The organism is Microbacterium laevaniformans (assembly GCF_016907555.1).
GTDB classification, from domain to species: Bacteria; Actinomycetota; Actinomycetes; order Actinomycetales; family Microbacteriaceae; genus Microbacterium; species Microbacterium laevaniformans.
This window is the reverse complement of sequence record NZ_JAFBCE010000001.1, coordinates 2,254,310-2,266,691: the sequence shown is the minus strand read 5'-3', so window position 1 is coordinate 2,266,691 and position 12,382 is coordinate 2,254,310. Positions and strand designations below refer to the sequence as shown.

The window sequence follows — 12,382 nt, the reverse complement described above, 5'->3', positions numbered from 1 at the left end:
CATCCGGGGAGTTCTTTCCGGCGCCCGCGCCAACTCAGCCCTTCGCGGGTCCGCTGGGCGGGGTGTCAGGCCAGGGCGGGGGGTGCGGCGAGCAATGCCCGCGTGTTCGCCGTCCGGCGGCGGGTCACCGCGATCGTCGTCGCGACGAACGCCAGTGCCGCCCACGCGATCATGCCGGCGAGCCCCGCACCGAGCCCGCCGGCGGGAGTGATCGCCGCCAGCAGCGCGGTGTAGGCGGGGGCGGTGGGCATGACTGCGGCGACCGAGGCGAGCACGCCGGGGATCGTCGAGACGATGCCGGTCGCCACCGCGAGCACCCCGACGAGCGTCGAGATCCAGCGGCCGGCGCCCCCGAAGATCGCGACGAGCGCCTGGTTGACCGCCGCGAAGGAGATGCCCGCGACGACGGCGAGACCGGCGAAGGCGAACCAGGTGCCGGCGTCGTAGTTCGCCGCGATCTGGGCGACCCCCGCGACCAGCAGGCCCTGGGCGGCCCCGATGCCGGCGGCCGGTGCGAGACTGCGCAGGGCCAGGAGCACCGACGGACGCCGCGAGCTCAGCGCGTGCCGCGGCACGGCCTGAAGTGCGATGAACGAGCCGAGACCCCCGAACCACAGCGCGAGAATCGCCAGGAGCGGGATGGCCGACGCGCCGAAGAGGTTGGTGCCGATGCCGTCCGCGCTCACCGGGTTCGCGACGACCTTGGCGGTCGCGTCGGCCTGCTGCTGCGAGTAGGTGGGGATCTGCGAGACCGCCGAGTCCAGGCCCTGCGCCAGCGAGCTGGACCCGGTGGCGAGCTGATTCACACCGGTGCTGAGCTGGGTCGCGCCGTCGGCGAGCTGCGAAGCTCCGTCGGCGAGCTGCGAGGCGCCCGTCGACAGTCCTGTGGCGCCGGTGGCGGCCTGGCCGATGCCGCCGGCGAGCTGGCCGAGGCCGGACTGCAGCGACTGCGCCCCTCCGGCGAGCTGGTTCACGCCCTTCACCGCCTCGGGGACGGCCTCGTTCTTCAGGCCGTTCGCGTACCCCGCCGCGTAGCCGGCGTTGGTCGCGGAGCTCTGGACGTCCGTCGCCAACGTCAGCAGCGCGGCGCAGGTGGGCGTCTGGACCGGCGACGCCGGGTTGCAGGCGTTCTCCACGAGCTGCTTCTGGTACTTCGCCGCGAGCTCTTGCGTCGCCGCCGCTGCCGCCGACGCGTACTGCGCCGTGGTCGACACCGTGCCGCCGAGAGTGTTCGGAGTCGTGGCGGTGAACTGCGCCGACAGCTGGTTCAGCCCGTCGGCGAGCTGGCCTGCTCCCGCCGCGGAGCCGGTGGCCCCGGTCGCCAGCTTGTCGAGACCCGACGACAGGTCGCTCGCCCCCGTGCCGAGCTGACCTGCGCCCGAGGCGAGAGCGGTCGCGCCGCTGGGCAGCTGAGCGGCTCCGTTGGCCGCCTGCTGCGCGCCGCTGGCGAGCTGGTCGGCACCGCCGGCGGCCTGACCGAGCTGGTCGTGCAGGTTCGTGAAGCCCATGAGCACGTTGGTGAGGTACTGCTGTGACACGGCGCTGCCGAACACGGATGCCGCGGTCTGCGTGATCGTCGCGGTGATCGCGCCGTCGACGACGCGGCCGTCCGGAGCGGTCTGGACCTGGATCGTGGCCTTCTCGGGCGTCTTGCCCGGTGCGGTCGAGGTCGCGGCGGCGGAGAAGTTCTCCGGAATCGTGATCACCGCGTCGTAGCTGCCGTTGGCGAGGCCCGCGGCCGCGTCGTCGGTGTTGGAGATCACCCAGTCGAGGTTGCTGGGCACATCGGGAGAGCCCTCCACCAGACCCGCGGTGAGCTGGCGGCCCAGCGGAGCCGTCTGCCCGTTGATCGTGACCGGCTTGTCGTTGTTGACGATCGCGGCGCGCACGTTGTCGAGGCGCTCGGTGGGGTTGTAGAGCGCCGCGAGCAGGATGCCGCCGATCAGCACGGGCAGCAGGAGCACGCCGAGCAGCGTGAGCCAGGTGACGGGGCGACGGGAGCGGGCGCGTTCGAGGGAGAGAGTCATGCGGAGATCACCTGCGTGGGAGAGTCGGCGGTGCCGGTGGTGAGGGCCAGCGCGGTCACGCTCTGGCGGTGGGCGTCGGCGAGCACGTCGAGGGCGGGGCCCTCGCGACGGGCGGAGGCGACGATGGTGAGCGGATGGGCGGGAGCACCGCTGCGGGTGGTGCGGGCGGCGGCGCGCTCCTGCGCGTCGCGCAGCAGCGCGGCAGCCTGATCGCGATCGGCGCCGGTCAAGGTGTCGAGACCGTCGATGACGACCATCGTGGTTCCGCCGGCGAGCGCCCGGCGCAGCTCGGTGAGGGGCGCGGCGGCGCCCTCGAGCAGGGCGACACCGACGTGCGCGCGCACCCAGGCGCCGCGTCCGGGCAGCAGGTGACCCGCGACGCGCAGGCGTCCCTCGCTCGGGTCGACCCGGCCCGCGACGGTGAGGACGAAGGCGCGACCGGCGCGCGGATCGGCCGCGGTCGCCAGGAGCGTGCCGCCCTGCTCGAGGCGGATGGAGGAGGAGCGGAAGAGCGTGATGTCGCCGACCCCCTTGCCGCCCTCGACGCGGACCGACAGGTGGTCTGCGGCCAGCGCGCCGGTGTAGTCGGGCTCCGGCCAGGCGGTCAGCGCGAGCTCGCGTTCGACGGCCTCGCCCTCGATATCGAAGTGCGGCAGTGCGCGGTCGAGCCACCTCGGCATCCACCAGGCCTTCTCGCCCAGCAGTGCCATGATCGCCGGTCCGAGCGTCATTCGCACGAGGAACGCATCGACGGCGATGCCGACGGCGAGTCCGAGCGCGATCGGTTTGATCGACGTATCGCCTTCGGGGATGAAGGCCGCGAAGACGGCGAACATGATGACCGCGGCGGCGGTCACCACGCGCGCCGACGCCGTGAAGCCGCTGCGCACCGCCCCGACGGCCGTCTGCCGATCGGCCCGTCCGCCGCGAGCGCGCCGGGTGTGCACGTAGTCCTCGCGCATGCGGGAGACGAGGAAGACCTCGTAGTCCATCGCGAGCCCGAACAGCACGCCCATGAGGATGATCGGCATGAAGCTGATCACCGGTCCGGTGCGCGTCACGTGCAGCGCGTCGGCCAGCCAGCCCCACTCGAACACCGCCGCGACGGCGCCGAACGCGGCGAGGATCGACAGCAGGTAGCCCAGGGTCGCCTTCAGCGGCACCCAGATCGAGCGGAACACGATCATCAGCAGGATGAACGACAAGCCGACCACGAACAGTCCGAAGGGCACCAGGGCGGCGCCCAGCCGGTCGGAGATGTCGATCGCGATCGCCGTGAAGCCGGTGACCTTGAGGTCGATGCCGTACTTCTGCAGCCATTCGTCGTGGTGGGCGCGCAGCTCCCGCACGAGGTCGGCCGTCTGCGGGGCATCCGGTGCCGTGGTCGGCACGATCTGGACGAGTCCCGTGTCGGCGGTCTGGTTCGGCGTGGCGAGGGCGACGGTCTTCACGCCCGGGATCTTCTCGACGTCGGCCTTCAGGTCGGCCATGAGCGTCAGCGGGTCGGTCGAGGTGACGATCGTGCCGGTGAGGATGAGCGGCCCGTTGGCGCCCGGACCGAAGTGCTCGGCGGTCAGGTCGTAGGCCTGTCGCGCCTCGCTCGACGCCGGCTGCATGCCGGCGTTCGGCAGCGCGAGCTGCAGGCTCGATGCGGGAATCGCCGTGACGCCGAGCACCACGATCACCGACAGGGCGCTGACCACCGGATGCCGGGTGACGAGCGCCACCCACGGGTTCGTCTTCTTCGAAGCTGCCGAGGTCGCCGGTGCGGCGCTGTCCTCGGCATCCTCGCGCGTGCGCGCCGCGCGGCGACGCCGCCCGAGCGGGATGCCGCGCCCGAGCCCCCGCGGCCACCCGGCGACACGGCCCTTGGCGAAGCCGAGGAGGGCCGGCGTGAGGGTGACGGCGACCGCGACCGCGACGGCGACGGCGCCCGCGGCCGCCAGGCCCATCGTGGTGAGGAAGGGGATGCCGGCGAAGCCCAGGCCGACGAGCGCGATCAGTACCGTGACGCCGGCGAACATGACGGCGGAGCCGGCGGTGCCGGTCGCACGTGCGGCGGACTCCTCCGGGTCGATTCCGGCGCGCACCTGGTCCTGATGTCGCGCGACGATGAACAATGCGTAGTCGATGCCGACGGCCAATCCGAGCATGATCGCGAGCATCGGAGTGGTGGAGGAGACCGTCGCAAAGGCCGTCGAGGCGAAGATCAGTACGACGGAGAGGATCACGCCGATGATCGCGCTGACGAGGGGGAACCAGGCGACGGCGAGGGATCGGAACGTGACGATGAGGACGAACAGCGCCACGAGCACGCCGATGACCTCCGTCACCGACAGGCTGGGCAGTGAGGTCGAGAACAGGTCACCGCCGACCACGACCGTCGACCCCGCGGGGAGGGCTGCGCCGAGACTCGTCGCCATGTCTTGAAGGGCGGTCTTCGTGGCGGCGGGGACGTTGGTGACGGTGCCCTCGAACTGCAGGCGGATGAGCGCGGCCTGACCGTCGTCGCTGACCATGCCGGTCACGTTCTTGTTGAACGGATCGGTGACCGCCAGCACCCCGTCGAGCTTTCCGAGATCCGTGACGGCGGTCGAGATCTGGCCGCTGTAGGGCTCGTCGTCGACGTGTTGACCCGGCGCCGCCACGATCACGTACTGCGCGCTGGTGCCGGCTGCCTGGGGGAAGGTGCGGTTGAGGAGCTCCAGGCCTTCCTGGCCCTCCGTCCCCGGAATGGAGAAGGAGTTGTCGAACCCCTTCACGGCGCCCGTGGCGACACCCACCCCGACGGCACCGCCGATCACGCCGAGCAGCAGCAGCCACGACACGAGGACGCGCCAGGAGTGGCGGTACGACCAGCGGCCGAGCGAAAACAGAAGTGTGGACACGGGGTGCTCCGGTTCAGACGTTCGGGACAGTGACGGACGGGGAATGTTCGATACACCGCTGTATCCGATACACAGATGTATCCTAAGAGCAGGGATTCGTGCAATCCTGAGCACTCGATGTGAACTGAGACGCGACAACGACGGCGGCGGCGCCGTCGTCGAGGGAGGGAGGAACCGTGACCGACATCGCCGACCGCACGGATGCCGGCCGCCCGCCCAGCCAGCGCCGGGAGCAGACTCGCGCTCGACTGCTGGATGCCGCTCACGAGGTCTTCTCGGAGGTCGGCATGGATGCCGCTTCGGTGGAGGCGATCTGCGAGCGGGCCGGCTTCACGCGCGGTGCGTTCTACTCCAACTTCGAGACGAAGGACGAGCTGTTCCTGGCGCTCGTCACGCGACTGTCGGACGCCAAGCTGGACGCGGTGGAGAGTCGCGTGCAGCGCCTCTCACCCGACGGCCAGATCGACATCTCCGATCTCGTCGGTCATCTCGGAGCCCCGTTCGGCGAGGAGATGGACCCGCACCTGCTGACCGAGATCCGCGCGCAGGCTCTGCGCGACCAGCGTCTGGCCGAGGCCTTCCTCACCCTGCAGCGCCGCGTGCTCGAACGGATCGAGGGCTTTCTGCAGCACATCGTCGCGACGTACGGTCTCACCCTGCGGATGCCGGTGCGCGACGCGGCGCGCGTGCTCCTCGATGTCTCGAACGAGACCTGCACGACGGCGACGCTGGAGGGCAAGTCCTCCGACAGCATCACGGACGACCTGCGTCGCCGGATCGAAGCCCTGGTGCCGGCGCTCGTCTCCGACGGCGGCGCGGCCGCGTTCCGCTCCTAGCGGCTCCTCGACCTCCTAGAGCTGTGCGGCGCAGCGCTCGAGCCGCTCGAGCCACCAGGCGCGACGGTCGGCGGATGCCGCGTGGCGGGCCAGGAGCGCGGCATCCGGTGTCACCCGGCCGACCGGCAGGCTGCCGTCGACGGGCCGGAGAGGTGCGCGCGTGACGTCGGCGGCGAGCAGCGACGCGGTGCCGAGGCCGCAGTCGTAGGGGAGATCCGGCAGGGCGGCGGCGAGGGCTGCCCCCATCGCGAGTCCGACGCTCGTATCGAGGGCGCTGGAGACCACGGCGGCAAGCCCCGCCTCGTCGACGATCGACAGGGCGCGGGCGACGCCGCCGAGCGGCTGCGCCTTGACGACGAGGAGGTCGGCTGCCCCGGCGCGCGCGACGGCCAGCGGATCGGCGGCCTTGCGTACGGATTCGTCGGCGGCGATGGGCAGGTCCCAGTCGGCGAGGCGTTCGCGCAGCTCGGAGAGCTCGTCGATCGACGCGCAGGGCTGCTCGAGGTACTCCAGATCGAACGCGGCCAGGGCATGGGCCGCGTGTTCGGCTTCATCGACGTTCCAGCCCCCGTTGGCGTCGACCCTCACCCGGCCCTCGGGCCCCATGGTCGCGCGCACCGCGCGGACTCGCGCGACGTCGTCTGCGAGCGTCTGCCCGGTCTCTGCGACCTTGACCTTCGCCGTGCGGCACCCGTCGAAGCGGGCGAGAACACTCGGCACGTCATCGGCGGCCACGGCAGGCACGGTCGCGTTCACCGGCACGCGATCGCGCACCGGCGCGGGCTGGTGCCGCCAGCCGTAGTCGATCGCGGCCGCCAGCCAGACGGCGGCTTCCGCGTCGTCATACTCGAGGAACGGTGAGAACTCCGTCCATCCTTCGGGGCCTTCGAACAGCACGGCCTCGCGGTGCTCGACGCCGCGGAAGCGGGTGACGAGGGGGAGCGAGACCACGTGCGCCGTGGCGAGGAGATCGGCGACGCGGGGCAGACTCACGGAATGAAGTTCACGTAACGCGCTTGGCTGACGGCGTGGTGCTGGGCGTGCAGCATCTCCTGGTCGCGGCTGGGCTTTCGCGCATTGCGCTGCTCCTCGGTGACTGGTGGCCCGAGCACAGCGTCGCGGATGCGGGTGAAGATCGTGCGGATCGACATGATGCCTCCTTTCATCCACCTTGTCACACGGCACCGCCACACAGAAGGCGGTGATCGTAGAATCGGGCGGTGACCGCCTCCCTCGCGCCCACCGGCCGCTTCGCGCTCGACATCGACCGAGTGCCCCGCACCGCTCGCGCGCAGGCGCTGCTGGACGCCCTGTCGGAGCGGGTCGTCATCGCCGACGGTGCGATGGGAACCATGCTGCAGCGCCACGATCTGCAGATCGACACGGACTTTCAGGGCCTCGAGGGCTGCAATGAGATCCTCAACGTCACACGTCCCGATGTGGTCGGTGCGATCCACGACGCCTACTTCGCCGTCGGCGTGGATGCCGTGGAGACCAACACGTTCGGTGCGAACTGGTCGAACCTGTCCGACTACGGCATCGACGACCGCATCGCGGAGCTCGCTGCCGCCGGCGCGCGGATCGCCCGCGAGCGTGCGGAGGCGGCGGAAGCGGCCGACGGGAGGATGCGCTGGGTGCTCGGGTCGATCGGGCCCGGGACGAAGCTGCCGAGCCTCGGCCACACCACCTACGCCCATCTGAAGGAGACGTTCGCGCTGCAGGCCGAGGGCCTCATCGACGGCGGCGCCGACGCGTTCCTGGTCGAGACGAGCCAGGACCTGCTGCAGACCAAAGCCGCGATCAACGGCTGCAAGCAGGCGATCGTGGCCCGCGGCATCCGGCTGCCGATCTTCGTCGAGGTGACCGTCGAGACCACGGGCACCATGCTCATGGGCTCGGAGATCGGGGCGGCGCTCACGGCGCTGGAGCCACTGGGCGTCGACGCGATCGGCCTGAACTGTGCGACGGGACCGGCCGAGATGAGCGAGCACCTGCGCCACCTCTCGAAGCACTCGTCCGTGACGATCGCGTGCATGCCCAACGCCGGGCTCCCGGTGCTGACCGCCGACGGCGCCCACTATCCCTTGACGCCGGCGGAGCTCGCGACCGCGCACGAGCAGTTCGTCCGCGAGTTCGGCATCGGCCTCATCGGCGGATGCTGCGGCACCACGCCCGAGCACCTGGCCGCCGTCGTGGAGCGGGTCGGCCAAATCCCCGTGGCGACCCGCACCCCTGACCGCGAGACACCGCCGGGGCACCGAGACACCGAGAGTGCACCGGTGTCTCGGCGCGAGAACGGTGTCTCGCTGACACCGGCGATCGAGACGGAGCCCGGCGTCGCGTCGCTGTATCAGCACGTGCCGTTCCGGCAGGATGCCAGCTACCTCGCGATCGGGGAGCGGACCAACGCGAACGGGTCGAAGGCTTTCCGCGAAGCGATGCTCGAGGCTCGGTGGGACGACTGCGTCGAGATCGCACGCCGGCAGATCCGCGTCGGTGCGCACCTGCTCGACGTGTGCGTCGACTACGTCGGCCGCGACGGCGTTGCGGACATCCGCGAGGTCGTGTCGCGGTTCGCCTCGGCATCCACTCTTCCTCTTGTGATCGACTCGACCGAGCCGGCCGTCATCCAGGCGGGCCTCGAGCTGATCGGCGGCCGGCCCGTCGTCAATTCCGTGAACTACGAGGACGGCGACGGCGCGGCATCCCGCTTCGGGCGCATCATGCCGCTCGTCAAGGAGCACGGCACCGCGGTCATCGCCCTGACGATCGACGAACAGGGGCAGGCGCGAACGGCCGAAGACAAGCTGCGCATCGCGTCGCGCCTCGTCGACGAGCTGGTCGGCGCGTGGGGGATGCGCGTCGAGGACATCATCGTCGACTGCCTCACCTTCCCGATCGCGACCGGCCAGGAGGAGACCCGTCGCGACGCGATCGAGACGATCGAGGCGATCCGCGGGCTGGTCGCGAAATACCCGGGCATCAACACGACGCTCGGCGTCTCGAACGTCTCGTTCGGGCTCAACCCCGCCGCCCGCTCGGTGCTCAACTCGGTGTTCCTGCACGAGGCGACGCAGGCGGGGCTGACCAGCGGCATCATCGACGCCGCGAAGATCGTGCCGCTGGCCTCTCTCCCCGACGAGCAGCGGAAGGTCGCGCTCGACCTCGTCTGGGACCGGCGCGAATGGGATGCCGACGGCACCCTCACCTACGACCCGCTCGCGACGATGCTCGACCTGTTCGCCGGGGTCGACACGGCGGCCCTGCGCGATCAGCGGGCCGCGGAGCTCGCGGCCCTGCCGGTCGGCGAGCGACTGGAACGCCGGATCATCGACGGCGAGCTGAAGGGTCTCGAGGCCGATCTCGATCTGGCGCGCGCGGGCGGCCCGGACGCGGCCCCGCTCACGCCGCTGCAGATCATCAACGACCACCTCCTGGAGGGCATGAAGGTCGTCGGCGAACGGTTCGGGTCGGGTCAGATGCAGCTGCCGTTCGTGCTGCAGTCCGCCGAGGTCATGAAGACCGCGGTGGCCTTGCTCGAGCCGCACATGGAGAAGACCGACGAGGCCGGCAAGGGCACGATCGTGCTGGCGACCGTGCGCGGCGATGTGCACGACATCGGCAAGAACCTCGTCGACATCATCCTCACCAACAACGGCTACACCGTCATCAACCTCGGCATCAAGCAGCCGATCGCCGACATCATCGCCGCCGCCGAGGAACACAATGCCGACGTCATCGGCATGAGCGGCCTGCTCGTGAAGTCCACCGTCGTGATGAAGGAGAACCTTGAGGAGCTCATGGCCCGAGGCCTCGGCTCGAGGTGGCCGGTGATCCTCGGCGGCGCGGCTCTCACCCGCGCATACGTCGAGCAGGACCTCGCCGAACTGTTCGAGGGCGAAGTGCGCTACGCGAAGGACGCGTTCGAGGGGCTCGCCCTCATGGAGCCGCTCGTGCGCGTCGCGCGCGGCGAGGCTCCGGATGCCGTCGGCCTGCCGCCGCTGAAGAAGCGCATCCACGCCGCGGGGTCGCGCCTGACCCTCACCGAGCCCGAGGCGATGCCGGCGCGGTCGGACGTGGCATCTGACAACCCGGTGCCCGCACCGCCGTTTTGGGGAACCCGCATCGTCCGCGGTATCGCGCTCGCCGACTACGCCGCGTTCCTCGACGAGCGGGCGACCTTCATGGGGCAGTGGGGGCTCAGGCCCGGACGCGGCGAGGGCGCACTGTCGTACGAGCAGCTCGTCGAGACCGAGGGGCGCCCGCGGCTGCGGTACTGGCTCGACCGGATCCTCGCCGAGCGCATGCTCGACGCCTCGGTCGCCTACGGGTATTTCCCCGTCGTGTCGGAGGGTGATGACATCGTGGTGCTCCACCATGGCGACGACCCGACCGGCCTGCTCGGGCGGGCGGGACTGCTGGCGCCGGACGGCGGGTCGGGCGGCGCGCTCGGAGCCGACCGGCTGCGCTTCCACTTCCCGCGCCAGCGCCGCGACCGGCACCTGAACCTCGCCGACTTCGTACGCTCACGCGCGTCGGGACAGATCGACGTCCTGCCGGTGCAGCTCGTGACCGCCGGAGCGGCGATCGACGCCGTGACCGCGAAGATGTTCGCGGAGGACCGCTACCGCGACTACTACGAGCTGAACGGGCTGGTCATGCAGCTGACCGAGGCGCTCGCCGAGTTCTGGCACGCCCGCATCCGCGCCGAGCTCGGTTTCGCCGCGGAAGACCCGGCCGACACCGCCGGGCTGTTCACGCTCGACTACCGCGGTGCGCGGTTCTCGCTCGGCTACCCGGCCTGTCCCGACATGGAGGACCGCCGCAAGGTCGTCGAGCTGCTGCGTCCGGAGCGGATGGGCGTCGAGCTCAGCGAAGAGCTGCAGCTGCACCCCGAGCAGTCCACCGACGCGTTCGTGTTCCACCACCCCGAGGCGACCTACTTCTCGGTCTGAACGGGGCGCGGCATCCGTCGCCGTTCAGCTTTGCGGCAGGGCGGCGACGTGGGCGGCGATGCGGGCGAACACCGTCTGCTGGGCGGCGTACGACGCGCGCCAATCGCCGGGGATCAGCAGGCTGTGGTCGGCCTCGGCGACCTCGGCGACGTGCGCCCGAGTGCCGTCGATGCGGTCGCGGCGCCAGGCGGCATCCGCTGTTCCCGCCACGACGAGGTGATCCTCGGATGCCGCGTTCAGCGCCTGCGCGACGACGTCGTGATGCACCAACGGGGTGAGCCAGACACCCGGGATGCCGGCGGCGATCGCGAGCGGTGCGGCGAAGGTGCCCAGCGACTTGGCGACGACGAGGTCGGGGACGCCCTCGAGTAGCGCTGTCACGTCTGCCCAGGCTCGGCGGCCGAACGCGGCCGGATCGTCGGCTGCGGCATCCGTCCACGCGACGGCGTGCACGTTCCAGCCCGCCTCGGCGAGAATCAGTCCGCTCCAGTGAAGCAGTGGCGCCTGCGCCGTGTAGCCGCGCCCAGGGAGCAGGACCGCCGTGCGGGCGGCATCCGCGTCGGGGGTGAGGCGGTGCAGGACCACCATTGCGCGATGCTAGCGGCCCGCGGCTGGGGTCCGGCGGCGGAGCAGGACCAACGCTCCGACGGCGATCAGCGCGACGAGCGCCGCGAAACTCAGGGCGTACAGCGGTCCGGCCCACGGCGAGTAATCGCCGCCGTTGATCTGGAACGTGTCGGCCATCCCCATGCCGATGTCGAACGCCGCCCAGAAGTAGCCGGGGGCGCCGAGCACGATGAGTGCGAGGTAGACGCTCGCGACCGAGGTGATGGAGAGGTCACGGCGGCGGACGGTGACGATGAGCGCGGCGATCGCGAGGAGGGGGCCGATCGCGAGGGTGATGTAGACGCGGAGCGGGCCCGACCACTGTCCTGCCGCTGTCATCGCGTCGTGGATCTCACCGACCGTGTACCCGGGCATCGCGGCGAGCGGGTTCACGATCAGGACGTGGACCGCCGCCCAGGCGGCGTAGGCCACCACGAGCACTGTTCCTGCGACGGCGAGGGCGAGGTTTCGCCGCTGATGCGCATCCATGCCGTCATCTTGCCGGAGATGCCGCCACGACGGCATCCTCCCCGCGCGAACGGCGAAGCTCGGCGGCCGGGTGTCAGCCGACGTGGGCGCCGCACATGCCACACACGCCCGTGGCGGGCACCTGCACGAAGCAGTCGGGGCAGAGCACGGCCTCGCGCTCGGGGATGATCGGTGCGGGCGCCTTGCGCGGCGCCGCCGAGCCGGCGGCGGCGCGCGTGCGGCGAGCGCGTTCGGGTGCTGCCGCGGCTACGGGTGCGAGCTTCGCGGCCGGCTTGTGGTCGGCGCAGTAGAACCGCACGAAGCCGGCGGGGTTCGTCGGATGCCGGTGCTTCACCACCCACAGCGCCTCGCGCGGCCACGGCTCGCTCGTCGGACCGCAGCCGGAGCATCGCGTGGCATCGCCGGGCACGGCCTCGGCTGCGGCGACAGGCAGCTCGAAGGGGAGGGCATCGCGCCAGTCCGAGGAGTTCCTGATCTGCACGATTCGTCCTTCCGGCGGCATCCTCGGGTGGATCACGCCGTGCCCCATTCTTCCACGCCCGGTGAATGCGCGTGCCCCGCCTCACCGGCCGCGACGACGC

9 protein-coding genes are annotated in these 12,382 nt (G+C 71.1%); 2 read left to right on the top strand and 7 right to left on the bottom strand.

Going from position 1 to position 12,382, the window contains the following annotated elements; translation table 11 throughout:
• Window positions 1-65: 65 nt before the first annotated feature.
• Together JOE53_RS10805 and JOE53_RS10800 are read right to left on the bottom strand one after the other, a co-directional pair.
• Window positions 66-2,027 (bottom strand): YhgE/Pip family protein, encoded by a 1,962-nt coding sequence (locus tag JOE53_RS10805; protein WP_204947725.1) that lies wholly within the window; start codon window positions 2,025-2,027, stop codon window positions 66-68.
• Window positions 2,024-4,915 carry an MMPL family transporter gene (locus JOE53_RS10800; RefSeq protein WP_204947724.1) on the bottom strand — a complete coding sequence of 964 codons (2,892 nt, stop codon included), beginning with the start codon at window positions 4,913-4,915 and terminating at the stop codon, window positions 2,024-2,026. Before JOE53_RS10800 ends, JOE53_RS10805 begins: the two co-directional genes overlap by 4 nt.
• Window positions 4,916-5,091: 176 nt before the next feature.
• Here JOE53_RS10800 and JOE53_RS10795 point away from each other — a divergent pair, with 176 nt between their 5' ends.
• A complete protein-coding gene (locus tag JOE53_RS10795) occupies window positions 5,092-5,751 on the top strand; it encodes a TetR/AcrR family transcriptional regulator (protein WP_204947723.1) in 660 nt (219 codons plus the stop codon).
• Between the two features lie 15 nt (window positions 5,752-5,766).
• On the opposite strand, the gene JOE53_RS10790 is transcribed toward JOE53_RS10795, so the two are convergent.
• The gene (locus tag JOE53_RS10790) at window positions 5,767-6,744 is read right to left on the bottom strand and encodes an o-succinylbenzoate synthase (protein ID WP_204947722.1); all 978 of its coding nucleotides are present in this window, start codon (window positions 6,742-6,744) and stop codon (window positions 5,767-5,769) included.
• On the bottom strand, window positions 6,741-6,902 hold the full coding sequence (locus tag JOE53_RS10785; protein WP_197053042.1) for a hypothetical protein: 162 nt from the start codon (window positions 6,900-6,902) through the stop codon (window positions 6,741-6,743). The genes JOE53_RS10790 and JOE53_RS10785 overlap by 4 nt, the downstream gene beginning before the upstream one ends.
• 69 nt (window positions 6,903-6,971) lie before the next feature.
• On the opposite strand from JOE53_RS10785, the gene JOE53_RS10780 reads away from it, so the two are divergent.
• A complete protein-coding gene (locus JOE53_RS10780) occupies window positions 6,972-10,706 on the top strand; it encodes a methionine synthase (RefSeq protein WP_204947721.1) in 3,735 nt (1,244 codons plus the stop codon).
• 24 nt (window positions 10,707-10,730) lie between these two features.
• On the opposite strand, the gene JOE53_RS10775 is transcribed toward JOE53_RS10780, so the two are convergent.
• From JOE53_RS10775 to JOE53_RS10765, 3 genes are all read right to left on the bottom strand, one after another.
• The gene (locus tag JOE53_RS10775; RefSeq protein WP_204947720.1) at window positions 10,731-11,294 is read right to left on the bottom strand and encodes a hypothetical protein; all 564 of its coding nucleotides are present in this window, start codon (window positions 11,292-11,294) and stop codon (window positions 10,731-10,733) included.
• A 9-nt stretch (window positions 11,295-11,303) separates the two neighbouring features.
• Window positions 11,304-11,801, bottom strand: a complete 498-nt coding sequence (locus JOE53_RS10770; protein ID WP_204947719.1) for a hypothetical protein — start codon at window positions 11,799-11,801, stop codon at window positions 11,304-11,306.
• A gap of 73 nt (window positions 11,802-11,874) precedes the next feature.
• Window positions 11,875-12,282 (bottom strand): glucose-6-phosphate dehydrogenase, encoded by a 408-nt coding sequence (locus tag JOE53_RS10765; RefSeq protein WP_204947718.1) that lies wholly within the window; start codon window positions 12,280-12,282, stop codon window positions 11,875-11,877.
• Window positions 12,283-12,382: the final 100 nt, after the last annotated feature.

Coding starts and splice junctions, on each gene's coding strand:
- JOE53_RS10785 (WP_197053042.1), bottom strand. CDS start 6,902: ATGTCGATCCGCACGATCTTCACCCGCATCCGCGACGCTGTGCTCGGG.
- JOE53_RS10805 (WP_204947725.1), bottom strand. CDS start 2,027: ATGACTCTCTCCCTCGAACGCGCCCGCTCCCGTCGCCCCGTCACCTGG.
- JOE53_RS10775 (WP_204947720.1), bottom strand. CDS start 11,294: ATGGTGGTCCTGCACCGCCTCACCCCCGACGCGGATGCCGCCCGCACG.
- JOE53_RS10770 (WP_204947719.1), bottom strand. CDS start 11,801: ATGGATGCGCATCAGCGGCGAAACCTCGCCCTCGCCGTCGCAGGAACA.